The following is a 16,614-nucleotide window of genomic DNA, read 5'->3' as shown; positions in this document are numbered from 1 at the left end:
CAGGGAACGGCAAGATGGAAGAACTCGATTCCAACGCTCCGAAGCCGCCGTCGAAGGTGCTGACCATTGCGGCCATCGCCGTGCTGACGCTGGTTGCCGGTGGTGGCGGCTGGCTGGTCGGCGGCCTGCTCGCGCCACCGCCCCCAAAGGAGCAGGTGGAAGCAGCCAAGGAGCCGGCCGCCAATGCGACCGGCGAAGAGGGGTTGCCGAAGGTCGCGATCGAAGCGAACGGCGTTGTCCAGCTCGACCCGATCACCACGAACCTTGCCTATCCCTCGGAAAACTGGATCCGCTTGGAAGTGGCGCTGCAGTTCGACGGCGTGCCCGACCCGAAACTGGCCGAGCAGATCCACCAGGATATCGCCGCCTACCTGAAAACCGTCTCCCTGCAGCAGATCCAGGGACCGCGCGGCTTTCAATATCTCCGGGATGACATCCAGGAGCGGGTTGACCTCCGCTCCGATGGGCGCGTAACCAATGTGATGTTCAGAACCTTCGTCATCCAATGATTCGATAAATGGTCCGGCTAGTCGCCTTTATAGTTGCCATGATGGCGATGTCCGGTATTGCCGGCGCCCAGAGCTTCCCCTCTGATATCCTGAATACGCCTGTCGACGGCTCTGCCGCTTCGTGGATCATCCGCACTTTCGGTCTTCTGACCGTGTTGTCGGTGGCCCCCGGCATCCTGATCATGGTCACCAGCTTTCCGCGCTTCGTGATCGCCTTTGCGATCCTGCGCACCGGCATGGGCCTGGCAACGACGCCGTCCAACATGATCATGGTTTCGCTGGCGCTGTTCATGACCTTCTATGTCATGGGGCCGACCTTCGATCGCGCCTGGCGGGACGGCATCGACCCGCTGATGAAGAACCAGATCACCGAGACGGAGGCGATCCCCCGGATCACCGAGCCGTTCCGCGACTTCATGCTCGCCAATACGCGCGACAAGGACCTGCAGCTCTTCATCGACATCGCCAAGGAAAAGGGCCAGACGGTCGTCGTCGACGATAAAGTCGACCTGCGCGCCGTCGTGCCGGCCTTCATGATCTCGGAAATTCGCCGCGGCTTCGAAATCGGCTTCCTGATCATGCTGCCGTTCCTGGTGATCGACCTGATCGTCGCCACCATCACCATGGCCATGGGCATGATGATGCTGCCGCCGACGGCGATCTCGCTGCCGTTCAAGATTCTCTTCTTCGTCTTGATCGACGGCTGGAACCTGCTCGTCGGCAGCCTGGTGCGCTCCTTCAGTTGAGCCTGCCGCGCAAACCAGCGCGGCGCGGCAACGATAGATCAAAAGTTCAAAGAGGAAAGGCGTGCCCGACAGACCGCGATGGGCTCACCTTTGACGCATGGCGCTCCGGATCATTCGCGTCATCGGGCGTCGCGATCTTCGAAACGGGACAACAAAAAAGGCAGCGCCGCGGCGCTGCCTTTTGTCTTTTTAGGAATTGTCGCCGTTCAGCGTTCGAACGACCCGCTGCGCGGCGGCAACGCCGGAACGTCGATGTGATCGGGCGCAAGTCCGCGCTTGGCGCGATCGGCCATCATTTCGTAGCCCGTTTCCAGGTGCTGGCAGAAACGTTCCGCGTCGAACAGCGGCATCCGGAACCGGTTCTCGTCCAGCCTCTTCCGATAGTCGGCGATCTTCTCACGGTTGTTGTAGAGCGCGACAGCTTCCTTGACGTAGTCCTCCGGTCCGGCGGCCACGAGCTCCGGCACGCCGATGGCGTTCAGCAGGCTCTCGCTCACGCGCGAAGCGAAGTTCGTGCCTTTGAACGTGAGCACCGGAAGCCCGGTCCAAAGCTGTTCCGACGTTGTCGTATGGCCGTTATAGGGATAGGTGTCGAGACCGATATCGGCGAGCGGAATGCGGTTGATATGGTGCTGGTACGTCAGTTTGGGGCAGACGACGATGCGTTTCGTGTCGATGCCGGCGCTCTTGAACTTGGCGAGCAGGTTTGCCCGAGCATCCGCGCGTTCGCACAAGATCCACATCATGCTGTTAGGGGTCTGCTTGAGGATGTCGATCCAGAGGTTCACCGTCTGGAGCGAAATCTTTCGGTTGGCATTGAAGGACGCAAAGACGAACGCGTCTTGCGGCAGCCCGACCTGCGATCGGCAGACTGGCTGCGGCCGCGGCCGCTCATAAGGGTCGTTCGGCTGGTAGCTTTCCGGCAGTCGGCAGTATTTTTCGTAGTAGAACGCCTTGCTGGACTCGGGCAGGACATAGGGGTCGCCGATGATGTAGTCGAGATCGACGTTGACGGTCGTGCCCGGAAAGCCGAGCCACCCGACCTGAACCGGCGCTGCGGCCTGATTGAAAATCGGGCTGCGGCTTTCCAGCGTATGCCCCTTCAAGTCGACGAGTATATCGATGTTTTCCTGGCGGATGACCTCCGCCACCTGCTGGTCGGGCAGATCGCCAATCTCGATGATCCGCCCCCATTTTTCCCGCGCTCCCATGTCGCGCGCAGTGTGCATGGCTTTCGTGTGGCAGAAGAGCGTCACGTCGAAGCGGGACTTGTCGTGGGCCATTAGCACCGATTTCAGAAGCTTCATCGTGGCGTGATCGTCCCAGAAGTCGGCTGAGACGTAGCCAATCCTGATGCGGTCGCCCCAGCGATGAGGAGCACTGCGGCGCACATTGGTGAGTTCGGGTGGGAACGCGTTGTGCATCGCACCGGCGATCTGATTGAGGCGTTCGTCGCCACACCAGGTCGCATGATAGTAGGGTGCCTCGGATGCGAGGATTTCAGTCTGCCCCGTCTTCAACGCGTTCTGGATGTCGCGTTCGTGCTTCTCTACCTCGGCATAGTCGTTGGCCTCACGGGCATAGACGAGATGGGCCGACCGCAACGTGGCATTCTTCGGGTTGTTGCGGAAGAGGTTGGCCAGCGCGTCACGATCTTGCAGGTCGTTGATCTCGGCGGTCAACAGTTTGAACGCAAGCGCATTGTGCAGGCGGTTGGTGCTCAAGGTCAGCGGAGCCTTGAACAGGCCAAGGATCTGCTTCTCGCCGCGCTTCAGGAAGATCGAAGAAATGATGAAGGCAATTTCGGGATCGGTCTTGGCCTTCTCCAGCAGCGGCAGTCCGATGCTCAGCGCCTCGTCCTCCTGTCCGTTTGCGAAGTAGAGCTTCATGGCGTCGGTGAGGTAATCCTCCGCCCGCGAGCCGCCGGCTTCACCGGCGAGCTGGTAGGCGCGGGCCGCCTCAGCCTTGAAGCCGAGTTTCACAAGCACCTTCGCCAGAAGCACATAGGTCTTGGTGTCGCGGTTGATCTCCATCAGCACATTCAGCTGGTTGAGCGCGTCCGTGTACCGCCCCTTCTGGTATTGCCGGGAGGCGGTCGAAAAGATGGCTTGGGCGTTCACTAAGAGCTCCGTCGAAGAGGCGCGGCGACCGGCGCCGGCTTGCTAGTCCTTGTTCGAAGCCGAGTTTACTTGGCGGAGCTTGCCTCAGACAGGAGCGCAGGACCGACACATCTAGGCCGCCAGTGGCGGGTCTGTGTCCCCTGCATCGGGGACGCCATTAAAGTCTTGTTAAGTATAAATTATCTCGACCAAAGTTGCCTTGGGCATTTAATCAATTCGCAAGCTTTGCACGCGATAGTCCCTTTCACATGACGGGTTTGGTTTCTTCCGAGATAGTTGGAACCGAGTGGCATGAAGCCGATCCGCCATCACCGGGAAGTCCGGTATGTCCCCTAAATCGTCTAAAGTAATCAAGGGACACTCTAATGACGAGCATCATCACCAATTCTTCCGCCATGGGCGCACTCGCCACCCTGCGTTCGATCAACTCCTCGATGGAAACCACCCAGGAGCGCATTTCGTCGGGCCTGCGCGTCGGTTCCGCGGCTGACAACGCTGCTTACTGGTCGATCGCGACCACCATGCGTTCGGACAACAAGGCCCTCTCGGCCGTTCAGGACGCCCTCGGCCTCGGCGCTGCCAAGACCGACGTTGCCTACACGGCCATGGAAAGCTCCAAGGACGTCGTCGACGAAATCAAGAAGAAGCTGGTTGCCGCCAGCGAGCCGGGCGTTGACAAGAGCAAGATCCAGAAGGAAGTCAAGGAGCTGCAGAACCAGTTGGTGAGCATCGCCAAGTCGGCCTCCTTCTCCGGCGAAAACTGGGTCTACACCGACGCCAATAACGCTGCCGGCACCAAGTCGGTCGTCGGTTCGTTCAACCGCGACGCCAAGGGCAATGTCAGCCTGACGACGTTGCAGTTCGACACCAACAAGAGCTCGCTCATCGAAGTCGACACGGCTGGCAACAACGTCACCAACGGCACGGGCCTGCTCTCCAGCAACATCTCCTACACCGACACCAGCGGCGGCGGCACCGGCTCGACCGTATCGCTCTCCTTCAGCGTTCTGTCGCTCGACATCACCAACATGACGACCGGCGCTCTGTCGCAGGCTCTGTCGGGTGTTGACTCGATCCTGACGCAGATGACCGACGCTGCCGCTGACCTCGGTGCGCTTAACAGCCGCGTCGAACTGCAGAAGGGCTTCGTCGATAACCTCTCGGACTCGATCGAGAAGGGCGTTGGCCGCCTCGTAGACGCCGACATGAACGAGGAATCGACCCGCCTGAAGGCTCTGCAGACGCAGCAGCAGCTCGGCATCCAGGCACTGTCGATCGCGAACTCGAACTCGCAGAACGTTCTGTCGCTGTTCCGTTAATCGACGGGCTGAAGGGGGCGGGCCACGGCCCGCACCCGAAGCAAGATACGAAACCGCGCCTCGCAAGAGGCGCGGTTTTTCTTTGTCGCCAATGCACTGATAAAACTTCGAAAAGTTTCTCCGGGTTTTAGGGTTCGTTAACCACGATGGTGTTTGTTGTAACCATCGAAACGACGGGTTGACCCGAACAGATTAGAGCGTCAGCAGGCATGAGGCTGACCGTCGTTTCCCGGTAATCCCGGAATGTCCCTTTCCATTTCATCTTTGCCAACAAGGGGCACTCAGCCAATGACGAGCATCATCACCAATTCTTCCGCCATGGGCGCACTCGCCACCCTGCGTTCGATCAACTCCTCGATGGAAACCACCCAGGAGCGCATTTCGTCGGGCCTGCGCGTCGGTTCCGCGGCTGACAACGCTGCTTACTGGTCGATCGCGACCACCATGCGTTCGGACAACAAGGCCCTCTCGGCCGTTCAGGACGCCCTCGGCCTCGGCGCTGCCAAGACCGACGTTGCCTACACGGCCATGGAAAGCTCCAAGGACGTCGTCGACGAAATCAAGAAGAAGCTGGTTGCCGCCAGCGAGCCGGGCGTTGACAAGAGCAAGATCCAGAAGGAAATCAAGGAGCTGCAGAACCAGCTTCTGAGCATTGCCAAGTCGGCTTCCTTCTCGGGCGAAAACTGGGTCTACACCGACGCCAATAACGCTGCCGGCACCAAGTCGGTCGTCGGTTCGTTCAACCGCGACGCCAAGGGCAATGTCAGCCTGACGACGTTGCAGTTCGACACCAACAAGAGCTCGCTCATCGAAGTCGACACGGCTGGCAACAACGTCACCAACGGCACGGGCCTGCTCTCCAGCAACATCTCCTACACCGACACCAGCGGCGGCGGCACCGGCTCGACCGTATCGCTCTCCTTCAGCGTTCTGTCGCTCGACATCACCAACATGACGACCGGCGCTCTGTCGCAGGCTCTGTCGGGTGTTGACTCGATCCTGACGCAGATGACCGACGCTGCCGCTGACCTCGGTGCGCTTAACAGCCGCGTCGAACTGCAGAAGGGCTTCGTCGATAACCTCTCGGACTCGATCGAGAAGGGCGTTGGCCGCCTCGTAGACGCCGACATGAACGAGGAATCGACCCGCCTGAAGGCTCTGCAGACGCAGCAGCAGCTCGGCATCCAGGCGCTCACGATCGCCAACTCGAACTCGCAGAACATCCTGTCGCTGTTCCGTTAATCGATCGGCCGAACATGACGGGCGATCTTCGCCCGTCACTTCGAAAAGAAGCCGCACATCCCCCGTGGATCGTGCGGCTTTTTCCTTTTGCGCTCCGGTATTCCATGGCCACCAGGCGTCGCCGGCGTCCGTTCCAAGCGAACCGCGCCCACCTTAACGTTTCGTCCATCTTCCCTTATTTTTGTTCACCTTTGTTACTGACTTCCTAACGGTGTTAACCGTTTGTTAACTATGAGATCGTTACATATTCGTTAAGAGCGAAGGGTCGCCTCCAGGGCAAAACAGGGGCGATTCGCATGATGCCAGTCCCATCGCTGCCGGTAGCACTCCGGAATGTCCTTATGAATTCAATCGGGACAGGTGACCAATGACCAGCATCATGACCAACACCGCCGCCATGGCGGCTCTCCAGACTTTGCGTTCGATCAACTCCGACATGGCCGAAGTCCAGGACCGCATCTCCTCGGGCTATCGCGTGCAGACAGCCGCGGACAACGCCGCCTATTGGTCGATCGCAACCACCATGCGCTCCGACAACGCGGCGCTCTCCACCGTTCAGGACGCCCTCGGCCTCGGCGCCGCCAAGATCGACACGGCCTATGCGGCGATGAATTCCTCGATCGAGGTCGTCAGCGCGATCAAGAGCAAGCTCGTCGCGGCGAGCGAGCCGGGCGTCGACAAGCTGAAGATCGACAAGGAAATCTCCGAGCTTAAGAACCAGCTCATCTCGGCCGCACAGTCTGCATCGTTCTCCAGTGAAAACTGGCTCTACAACGCCGCGACGGCCCCCGTCGGCACCAAGTCGGTTGTCGCCTCGTTCAACCGTGACGCCAACGGCAACGTGTCGGTCACCACGCTCGACTTCGACACCTCGCAGTCAATGCTGATCGACAAGCAGAATGCGAGCCGCGGCATCCTGACCCGGAACTACGACGCCTCCCAGCTCACCTCTCCTCCCGGCACGGCGGGCGCACGCCTGTACCACCTGATCGGCGCGCCGGCGACGACGCCGATCGGCACGACGGCGGAAATCAAGCTGACCGCATCGACGACGCCTGCCGAAATGTCCGACATGATCAGCGTCGTCGAACGTATCCTCAACCAGTTGACGGATGCCGGCTCCACGCTCGGCGCCATCACCAAGCGCATCGAGCTGCAGGAGGGCTTCATCGCCAACCTGATGGATACGATCGACAAGGGCGTCGGTCGTCTGGTCGATGCCGACATGAACGAGGAATCGACGCGGCTGAAGGCGCTGCAGACGCAGCAGCAACTGGGCATCCAGGCGCTCTCGATCGCCAACACCAATTCCGAAAACATCCTGCGCCTCTTCCAGCAGTAAGGCGCGAAGGCGGACAGCGGCTGCAAACGGCCGCCGATCTGCCAAACTGAGCCCATCGCCCCGATGTGGGTGACGGCACTTTGAGTTCTGCCACGTCGTCGGTCACGGCACCCGGTAGAAACTGTTGGACCGCGCTAATTGCCCTGGCGCGGTCCAACACATTCATTTTCGCACAAGTTTGACCGAATAGCCTTCCCTCGCAGTCCTGTCGGATGACTGCCGGCCAAAATGACCTTTGCGCCGTCGCCTGCATCGGATCGTTCCGGGACCAACCGACCCCGGATCGCGCCGATGTACGTCAAGAATGCTGGGTTCGCCGTATCCGACGGTCGGGCCCGAGGGAGACATGTCAGCAGTGCCAGGAGCAATGGAAGTCCGCGCCAGGGAGCGCCGCCTCTCAAGCAGATGGGGATCGCCGCATTGCCGCAGGTCCGCTGCAGGGGGCCGGCCATGAGTGCAATGCTCTCCCGCTATCTCAAGGACTTCAGCGCGCCGAAAGTCGAGCTGTCGCTGATGCCGCCGAAATATTTCCCTGATCTGGATGCCGACTATGCCGATGGCGAGCGCCTCGGCTCGAGACCCGCCATGCCGGAAATCGATATCGATGCGGAGCGCCGGAGAGCCTTTGCCGAAGGGCGGGCCGAGGCGACCGCGGAACTCGTGTTTGAACACGAAAAGCAGATTGCCGAACTCCAGGCGGCGCACGCGGCCGAACTCGAGGCGCTGACGCGGCGCTTCGAGGAGGAAACCGCGAACCGTCTGGCGCAGCGCATCGACGAAATGACCGAAGGGCTTGCCGTCGCACTCGGCGATCAGGCCGCTCGCGTGCTTGCACCGGTCATGGGCGATGCCCTCATGCAGCGCGCCGTTGCCGATATGGCGCAGATGCTGCGCCAGGGCCTTGTGGCCGGCGAAGGCAGCACCATCGTCGTCAAGGGCCCGGCGTCTCTCTTCGAGGCGCTGAAGCGCCAGCTCGGAGAAGACTTGCCGTCCTTGCGGCACGTCGAATCCGACGATGTCGATCTCGCCGTCGAGATGGATGGCACCATCCTCGTGACGCGCATGGCCGCCTGGGCCGATACAGTTCGGAAAGTTCTCGCATGAGCGACGAAAACCACCACAACGGCAAGCACGAGATCATCATCGTCAAGCGCCACAGCGGCAGCCATGACGGCCACCATGGCGGCTCCTGGAAGATCGCCTATGCCGACTTCATGACCGCAATGATGGCCTTCTTTCTCGTAATGTGGCTGATCAATGCCGCCAACGAAGAGACGAAGGCGGCGATCGCTTCCTATTTCAACCCGGTGCAATTGACCGACCAGAAGCCGGCCGAACGTGGCTTGAAGGACCCGGCCAAGGATGCGCAGGGCGAAGAAACGCAGCAGCGTTCGAAGGTCGATGGCGAGCAGGACAAGTCCGGTGGCTCGGCCAAGACCGGCGATCAGCTGACGGCGACGTCGGGCGAAGAGACGAAGTATTCCGACGCGGATTTCTTCGAAAACCCCTATTCGGTGCTTTCCGAAATCGCGCGCGAGGTCGGCCAGCAGGCCAACATCAGCGTCAAGGGTGAGGGCGGTGCGGCCCAGTCCGGCCCGGCCACCGGCGCCGATGGCGGCGAGGCCTATCGTGACCCGTTCGACCCGGACTTCTGGACCAAGCAGGTTGAAGTCAAGGACGCCGGCAACACGGCCGAAACCGTCGCTGCCCTTGCCGACAAGTCGACGGAGCCCGCAGGTGCGACGCCGACTGTCAAGAAGTCCGAGGCGGACGCGTCGGAACAGACGCCCGACGCGGCCGACAAACAGGCCGGTGACGGCAAGGACACGAACACGGGCGCTGGCAAGGACACGGCGGATGCCGCGGCCGGTGAAAAGCCGAAGGCCGAAACTGCCGAGGCCGACGCCAAGGCGCAGGCGGCCGAACTCCAGGCCGAGCTGAAGAAGCAGCTTGCCGGCGAGGCGGGCCAGCTGGCTGAGGGACTTGTCGTGACGCCCGCTGAAGGCGGCCTGATGGTGACGATCAGCGAGCGCACCGACGCGCAGATGTTTTCCATCGGTTCGGCCGTGCCGCAAAAGGAGCTGGTGCTGGCGATGGAAAAGATCGGCCATCTGCTGGCCGAGCGTCCAGGTGCCGTTGCGATCCGAGGCCATACCGACGGCCGCCCCTTCAAGGATGGCACCTATGACAACTGGCGGCTGTCTGCCGCCCGCGCCCAGAGCGCCTATTACATGCTCGTCCGTGGCGGCCTGAAGGAAGATCGCGTCAGCCAGATCAGCGGCTTCGCCGACCGGCGGCTGCAGATCCCCGGTGATCCCTACGCCCCGGGCAACCGGCGCATCGAGATCCTCCTGCAATCGGCTCCGGGTTAAGCGCCATGCTGAGACGCCTGCGAACCGCTCTGATGGCCTGCTGCGTGCTGGCGACCCCGTTTGCAACAGCGGCTGCCAGGGCGAACGATATCGAGGAGCTCGCACCCTTCAAGATGATCCGGTCGCTGCAATATGTGCAGGACTCGGTCGTCCTTGGCGACCATTCGGCGATCGAAATGCAGCGTTTCATGCTGGGCGCGATCGACAAGCGCCTGCGTGCGGCCGACGCGACTGTCTTCCGTGATCCGCGCAACGTCGATGCGGCGCTGGTCTATGCGATGAGCGGCGGCAATCCGGAGACGTTGAAGTACCTAGCGGATCACGACGTGGCGGGGAACTTCGATTCCCGCGTCACCGATGCTCTGACGCAATATCTGAACGGCAAGGGCGGCCTGATCGTCGAGAACCTGTCCAAGGCCGCGCCTGAATACCGCAGCGCCCGCATCGGCCCCTATCTCTACCTCATCCTCGGCAATGCGACGTCGCAGCAGGATCCGGTGGGCGCGATGAAGTACTACGATTGGGCCCGTCTCGCGGCCCCGGGTACGATCATCGAAGAGGCTGCCCTGCGCCGCTCGGTCTTCCTCGCGGTTCAGGCCGGCGACGCGGACAAGGGCTTCCGCTACGCGCTGGCCTATGCCCGCCGCTACCTGACGTCTCCCTATGCCAGTCAGTTCGCGGATGTCTTCGTCGAACTAGCCGTCGCCCATTTCGATGGCGAAGCGCAGGGGCGGATCTCGGAGATCCTCGGCTTCATGGACGCGCCGCGCCAACGCGAAGTCTTCCTTCGCGTCGCTCGCCGCGCGGCGATCGCCGGCAAGCAGGAGCTTGCGAAGCTCGCCTCTGAGCGCGCCGAGGCGCTCGGCGCCGACGGTGCGGCGCAGCCGAAGCTGCTCGCCAGCTTCTATGCCGGATTGGCTTCGGTGCCCTCCAACGACGTCTTCGCCGCGACGGCGAGCCTGGCTGCGATTTCAGACGCGGAGCTTTCGCCGCGCGACCGCGCCCTGCGCGACGCTGCAAAGGCGGTTGCGGACGCCGTCGTTCGGCCACCTGCCGGTGAAAGCCTCACGCAAGTGTTTGCGTCTAAACCCGATAGACCGGTCGAAGCGAGTGCGTCGGCCGCAAGCGAGGAAACTGGCAGCGGTATGAGCCCCTTTGGTAGCGCGCAGACCCCGGCGGTAGCGCCGACGACCGTGGCTGCATCCGGCGCTGACGAGGTTGCGGACCCGGAGCACGATGGCTTCGTGGCGAAAGGACGATCGAAGATCGAAGAGATCGACGCTCTCCTCAAGGGAGATGACAAATGAGGGCTGAGGACACTCTGCGCATGCCTCCGGCGCCTGTCGGCACGGGAAACGGACGAACGGGCGGCAAGGAACAGGCCGGTGGTGCATCGGCCGGCGCGTTTGAAGATGCCGTGGCCAGTGCCGGGCGACAGAAAAACAACGACCAGCCGGGTTCAGGCAAGGGTGGCAACGACGCCGCTGCGGGCAGCGACGCGGAGGCGGGAGCCTTGATCGACAAGGACAATATTGCCAAGGCCGCAGGCAGGGCCGCGTCACGCAGCATCAGCCTCGGTCGCAACGAACAGTTCGACGAGCACGCGCTGCGCGACCATTTCCAGATGGCCGAGCGCGGCGTCGGCGGCAAACGTGCCGTCGACAAGGCCGATCCGGCCAAGACGGCTGCCGTGTCCGACGATCTGGCGCAAGTGGCGGCCGATGACGAACTCGCCGAGCGGATCGCTGCGCTGACGAAGGGCACTGGCAAGGCGCCGGCAGATCGCACCGCGGTCGATACCGACGCCAACGCTCGCGGCGAGGGCGCAGAAGCCAAGCAGACAAAGACGGCGATGGACGATCTGCTGACGCTGCTCGGCGGCGCCCAGACGGCACAGCCTCAGGGACAGACGGCGGCCGCGCGTCAGGCAGCGGACAGCCAGATTGAAGCTGCAGTGCCGGTTGCCGGTGGCAGCGAGCATAGCGCGAAAGCCGAGGCACAGGCAGGCGAGAGCGATCCCGATCGGCTCTTCCGTTTCGCCCGGGCCGACGGCAAGGGACAGGCCGTTTCCATGAGCCTTTCGAAGGACGGTGACGCGGCGTTCGACGCCGCCCGTTCGCAAGGCTCCGCCAAGGTCGAAAACGTCACCGTGCTCGAGGCACGGCGTTATCTCGGCATCTCGATGAGCCCGAACACCAGCGCCGTGGCGGACGCCATTGCTGGAGAGGCCACCAGTTCCCTGCAGCCAAGTGCTGCACTCGCTCAGCCGGGTGCGTGGACGCAGGCCGGAAAGACGCTCAACACCCTGAAGATCCAGCTTCACCCGATCGAGCTTGGCCTCGTCACGGCCACGCTGCGCCTGAAGGACGACGAACTGCAGGTCGAACTCAAGGTCGAGACCGGCGACGCCTTCCGGCAGCTGCGCGACGACCAGAACGATCTGGTCAAGGCGTTGCGCGCTCAGGGCTTTGCGGTCGACCAGGTGAACATCGTGTTCAACTCCAGTGGCGACACGTCGTCGGGCGGCGGCTCGCAAGCCCAGCCCCAGGCACAAGCCGGGCAACAAGGCCGAGATCGCGCCGATGGCAACGGCCAGGGACGACAGCAGCGACAGGACGACAGCCAGTCTTCGGCGGCGGAAAGGTGGGTTGGCAATGGCGGGACGGAAGATGCGGCTGCCGGCACTGAGCGCTCTCGTACTGGTCACGTCTACATGTAGTGCTTTTGCGAGCGCAGACGCCGGCGTCTGCGAGCGCGAGATCATCAGCGCGGCGGCGAAGTACGATATCCCGGCCGGGATCCTCTATTCGGTCGGGCTGACCGAAACCGGCCGCAAGGGATCGCTTCAACCCTACGCGATGAACATCGAGGGCAAGGCCTATTTCGGCAGCAGCGAACAGGACGTTCTGACCCAGTTCGGCAACGCGCGGGCGCAGGGCGCCAAGCTCATCGATCTCGGCTGCATGCAGATCAACTATTACTTCCATGGCGAGCATTTCAGCTCGCCGCAGGAGATGCTTGACCCGCAGAAGAATGTCGAATATGCCGCACGCTTCCTGGCCAATCTCCATGCGAGGCACGAGACCTGGACGATGGCCGTCGCGCGCTATCACGCGGGCCCGAACAACGACCCGGCGCAGAAGAAATATGTCTGCCGGGTGATCGCGAATCTCGTCGCGACCGGCTACGGCAAGTGGACGCCGAACGCCACGCAGTTTTGCCAATAAGCAACCAAAAATTGTATTAGCATCCGGTTTGCCGCATTGTGGCGACAATGCGCGGACAATGTGACCGCAAGCGATTTGTCGTAGTCCGTTAACTTTTCCACATTATTTTAGTGTCGCTTCGGAGTGGGTGCCACTAAATGTAGATCAAATCGGCGAAACATGGTTAATCAATTATTAATTCCACCCAGTAACTTCCTCTAGTTGTTCATGAATCCCTCGATTCGTACCTCTCAATCAGTGCGGAGCCATACTGATTCGGAGGCGGGCGAATGATCGTAGTGGTTGATGAAAGAGAGCTGGTGAAGGACGGGTATGCGTCCCTCTTCGGACGTGAAGGTATTCCCTCGACGGGATTCGATCCCAAGGAATTTGGAGAGTGGGTAAATGCGGCTGCCGATTCGGATATCGATGCCGTGGAAGCCTTCCTGATCGGTCAGGGCGATACCACCTTCACGCTGCCGCGGGCCATCCGCGATCGCTCGATGGCGCCGGTCATCGCGATGAGCGACACACCGTCCCTCGAAAATACGCTTGCACTCTTTGATTGCGGTGTTGACGACGTCGTGCGCAAGCCGATTCACCCCCGCGAAATCCTCGCCCGGGTCGCTGCGATCCGCCGGCGCCTGAAGGCGATCGCGAACTTTACCGACATCGGTCCGATCCGCGTTTTTGCCGACGGCCGTGATCCGGAAATCAACGGCGATGTCTTCGCCCTGCCGCGCCGCGAGCGCCGCATTCTCGAATATTTGGTCGCAAACCGCGGCCGTCGCGTCTCCAAGTCGCAGATCTTCAACGCGATCTACGGGATCTTCGACGAGGACGTCGAGGAAAACGTCGTCGAAAGCCACATCAGCAAGCTGCGCAAGAAACTGCGCAAGAAACTCGGTTTCGACCCGATCGATTCGAAGCGTTTCCTTGGCTACTGCATCGATTGGAACTGAGCGCCACGCCGATGGGCGGGCGCTGAACCAAGACAGGTTCACGCAAGGCCCGCTTCCTAGTGTCGCCGTAACAAGGAAATGAGGATCCGATATGAGTCTCTATGGCAGCATGAGAACGGGTGTGTCCGGTATGAACGCCCAGTCGAACCGTCTGGGCACCGTCGCCGAAAACATCGCGAATTCGAACACGACGGGCTACAAGCGCGCCTCCACTGAGTTTTCGTCGATGATCCTGCCTTCGGGCGGCGGCAACTACAATTCCGGCGGCGTCGAGACGCAGGTGCGCTACAGCATTTCCCAGCAGGGCGGCTCGAGCTACACCACGTCGGCAAGCGATCTGATGATCAACGGCGGCGGCTTCTTCATCGTATCGGGCAATGGCGGCCAGAACTTCCTGACGCGCGCCGGCTCCTTCGTGCCCGACAAGAACGGTAACCTCGTCAACACCGCCGGCTACACGCTGATGGGCTACGAGTACAAGCAGGGCGTCGACCCGACGGTTGTCGTCAACGGCTTCGACGGCCTGGTACCGGTCAAGCTCGCGGATGACGGCGTGGTGGCCAACGGCTCCAGCAAGGGCGCGATGGGGGCAACCCTTCCGGGCAACGCGGCGACCGGCGACCAATACAAAACGTCGCTTTCCGTCTACGACAGCCAGGGCAACTCTCGCCTGCTCGATTTCACCTACACGAAGCAGGCCGGTAACGGCGCGTGGGAGTTGAAGATCGTCGACCGCACGTCCGGCACCGCCCTTGCCACGCAGGCGTTGCAGTTCGATGCCGCCGGCAAGCTCAACCCGGCGAACCCGGCACCGCTGACGACGCTTCCGCTAGGCCCCTTCACCGGCAGCAACGCCTCGCTCGCCTCCCTGAGCATCGACTTCTCCAAGACGACCCAGGTTGGCGACAAATTCGAAGGCGATGGCGGCACCATCGACGGCAACAAACCAAGCAAGATGTCGGGTTTCGAGATCGATAAGGAAGGCATCGTCTACGCCAAGTACGGCGACAACCTCGTGCCGAAGTTCCGCATTGCGCTCGCCAACGTGCAGAGCCCGGACAAGCTGCAGCCGGAATCGGGCAACGTCTACACCCAGGGCGCGGACTCGGGCGTCATTGTCACGGGTTTTGCCGGAAACGGCGCCTTCGGCGAAATCAAATCCAAGGCGCTTGAAAACTCCAACGTCGATATCGCCAACGAACTCACCTCGATGATCGAGGCGCAGCGCAACTACACGGCAAACTCCAAGGTGTTCCAGACCGCCTCGGACCTGCTTGACGTGCTGGTCAACCTGAAACGGTAATTGAAAGAGATACGGTCCGCGTCATGTCGCTGTCCTCCGCAATATCCATCGCTCAGCAAGCCTTCAGCAACACGGCGCAGCAGACCGCGATCGTGTCGAAGAACATCGCGAACGCGGGCAATGCGGATTATTCGCGTCGCCTCGCCCTCTTGGGCAGCACCGGCAACGGCGGCGCGCAGGTCGTATCCATCTACCGGGCGCAGAACGAGGCGCTGCTCAAGCAGAGCATCGCCAGCATTGGCGAAGCCTCCGGCCAGGCGCGGCTTCGCGATGGCCTGGAGCTCCTGAAATCGGCTCTCGGCGGCAACAACTACGAGACTGCGCCGTCGAAGATGCTGTCGGAGTTCCGCAACAGCCTGCAGACGCTGGCCTCGACCCCCGGTAACAAGACGATTGCCGCATCTGCGGTTACCAGCGCGCAGGATCTTGCCAACTCGCTCAACAAGACCTCGGACACGGTGCAGAACCTGCGTGAGGATGCCGACAAGGAAATCGCCCTCGAGGTCGATAAGCTCAACGGCTTGCTAGCGGAATTCGAGAAGGCAAACAATGCCGTCAAATCGGCGTCTGCGACGGGAGGCGACGCAAGCGACGCGCTCGACCAGCGCGACAAGATCCTGAAGCAGGTCTCCGAGATCATCGGTATCTCCACCGTGACCCGCGGTGACAACGATACGGTGATCTTCACCACCGACGGCACGGTTCTCTTCGAGAACAGCCCGCGCAAGGTCACCTTCGCTCCGACCACGGCCTATGACGCGTCGACGGTCGGCAACAAGATTTTCGTCGACGGCGTGCCGATCGCGCCTGGAAGCGGCGCCGACACCACGGCCAAGGGCAAGCTCGCGAGCCTGGTGCAGTTGCGCGACGACATCGCGCCGAAGTTCCAGTCGCAGCTCGACGAAATCGCGCGCGGCCTGATCGAGCTGTTCAAGGAAGGCAATCCGAGCGCAACGCCGACGCCGATCCCCTATAAACCCGGCCTGTTCACCACGGATCCGGCTTTGGCGACGATGCCTCCGGCAGGAACTGTCGTCCCAGGCCTGGCGTCGAAGATCACGGTCAATGCTCTGGCGAAGGCCAACCCGCTTCTTCTGCGTGATGGCGGTTTCAACGGCGTGGTTTCGAACCCCGGCGGTGCCGGCAATCCGAGCCCCGGCTACACGGGCCTGCTCGACGGCTTCATCAACAAGATGGGTGAGAACATGTCGTTCGACCCGTCGACCGGTCTCGATGGAACCAGCAGCCTGCTGAATTTTGCGACCGGTTCGGTCGGCTGGCTCGAGGAGACACGCAAGACCGCCTCGGCCGCTGACGACAACAAGCGCGCGATGCTCTCACGCACTCAGGAAGCGCTCAGCAAGCAGACCGGCGTCAGCATCGACGAGGAACTGTCGCTGCTGCTCGATCTCGAACAATCCTACAAAGCATCGGCCAAGCTGGTGAGCACCGTGGACGCCATGATGGCGGCCCTGATGGAAGCTGTGAGGTAA

General features: G+C 61.8%; 14 protein-coding genes. 13 read left to right on the top strand and 1 reads right to left on the bottom strand.

The window, feature by feature from the left end:
* Nucleotides 1-14: 14 nt before the first annotated feature.
* Together JVX98_RS19025 and fliP are read left to right on the top strand one after the other, a co-directional pair.
* Nucleotides 15-509 carry a flagellar basal body-associated FliL family protein gene (locus tag JVX98_RS19025; protein ID WP_043613019.1) on the top strand — a complete coding sequence of 165 codons (495 nt, stop codon included), beginning with the start codon at nucleotides 15-17 and terminating at the stop codon, nucleotides 507-509.
* Between the two features lie 8 nt (nucleotides 510-517).
* On the top strand, nucleotides 518-1,255 hold the full coding sequence (fliP, locus tag JVX98_RS19020; protein ID WP_043613015.1) for a flagellar type III secretion system pore protein FliP: 738 nt from the start codon (nucleotides 518-520) through the stop codon (nucleotides 1,253-1,255).
* Between the two features lie 206 nt (nucleotides 1,256-1,461).
* Here the strand turns inward: fliP and JVX98_RS19015 are convergent, their stop codons facing one another.
* A complete protein-coding gene (locus tag JVX98_RS19015; RefSeq protein WP_246764905.1) occupies nucleotides 1,462-3,375 on the bottom strand; it encodes a glycosyl transferase in 1,914 nt (637 codons plus the stop codon).
* A gap of 365 nt (nucleotides 3,376-3,740) precedes the next feature.
* Between JVX98_RS19015 and JVX98_RS19010 the strand changes: the two genes are divergently transcribed.
* From JVX98_RS19010 to flgK, 11 genes are all read left to right on the top strand, one after another.
* A complete protein-coding gene (locus JVX98_RS19010) occupies nucleotides 3,741-4,694 on the top strand; it encodes a flagellin (RefSeq protein ID WP_192447852.1) in 954 nt (317 codons plus the stop codon).
* Nucleotides 4,695-4,982: 288 nt separating this feature from the next.
* A complete protein-coding gene (locus JVX98_RS19005; protein WP_192447850.1) occupies nucleotides 4,983-5,936 on the top strand; it encodes a flagellin in 954 nt (317 codons plus the stop codon).
* Nucleotides 5,937-6,303: 367 nt separating this feature from the next.
* Entirely contained in the window at nucleotides 6,304-7,278 is a 975-nt protein-coding gene (locus tag JVX98_RS19000) for a flagellin (protein ID WP_043624928.1), read from the top strand.
* A 450-nt stretch (nucleotides 7,279-7,728) separates the two neighbouring features.
* Entirely contained in the window at nucleotides 7,729-8,382 is a 654-nt protein-coding gene (locus JVX98_RS18995) for a hypothetical protein (RefSeq protein WP_205237090.1), read from the top strand.
* The gene (locus JVX98_RS18990) at nucleotides 8,379-9,650 is read left to right on the top strand and encodes a MotB family protein (RefSeq protein ID WP_205237089.1); all 1,272 of its coding nucleotides are present in this window, start codon (nucleotides 8,379-8,381) and stop codon (nucleotides 9,648-9,650) included. Before JVX98_RS18995 ends, JVX98_RS18990 begins: the two co-directional genes overlap by 4 nt.
* Nucleotides 9,651-9,655: 5 nt before the next feature.
* Nucleotides 9,656-10,957, top strand: a complete 1,302-nt coding sequence (gene motC / locus JVX98_RS18985; RefSeq protein ID WP_205237088.1) for a chemotaxis protein MotC — start codon at nucleotides 9,656-9,658, stop codon at nucleotides 10,955-10,957.
* On the top strand, nucleotides 10,954-12,369 hold the full coding sequence (locus tag JVX98_RS18980; RefSeq protein ID WP_205237087.1) for a flagellar hook-length control protein FliK: 1,416 nt from the start codon (nucleotides 10,954-10,956) through the stop codon (nucleotides 12,367-12,369). Before motC ends, JVX98_RS18980 begins: the two co-directional genes overlap by 4 nt.
* Nucleotides 12,320-12,877: a transglycosylase SLT domain-containing protein gene (locus JVX98_RS18975; RefSeq protein ID WP_192448310.1), complete on the top strand. Its 558-nt coding sequence runs from the start codon at nucleotides 12,320-12,322 to the stop codon at nucleotides 12,875-12,877. The genes JVX98_RS18980 and JVX98_RS18975 overlap by 50 nt, the downstream gene beginning before the upstream one ends.
* Before the next feature lie 269 nt (nucleotides 12,878-13,146).
* A complete protein-coding gene (gene rem, locus JVX98_RS18970; protein WP_192447840.1) occupies nucleotides 13,147-13,818 on the top strand; it encodes a transcriptional activator Rem in 672 nt (223 codons plus the stop codon).
* Nucleotides 13,819-13,909: 91 nt separating this feature from the next.
* Nucleotides 13,910-15,121 carry a flagellar hook protein FlgE gene (locus tag JVX98_RS18965; RefSeq protein ID WP_205237086.1) on the top strand — a complete coding sequence of 404 codons (1,212 nt, stop codon included), beginning with the start codon at nucleotides 13,910-13,912 and terminating at the stop codon, nucleotides 15,119-15,121.
* A 23-nt stretch (nucleotides 15,122-15,144) separates the two neighbouring features.
* Complete coding sequence (flgK, locus tag JVX98_RS18960) at nucleotides 15,145-16,614, top strand: flagellar hook-associated protein FlgK (protein WP_205237085.1); 1,470 nt, start codon at nucleotides 15,145-15,147, stop codon at nucleotides 16,612-16,614.

This window comes from Ensifer sp. PDNC004, from assembly GCF_016919405.1.
Lineage (GTDB): Bacteria > Pseudomonadota > Alphaproteobacteria > Rhizobiales > Rhizobiaceae > Ensifer.
Note: the sequence above shows the minus strand (reverse complement) of the source record. Positions and strands in the feature narration are given on the sequence as shown.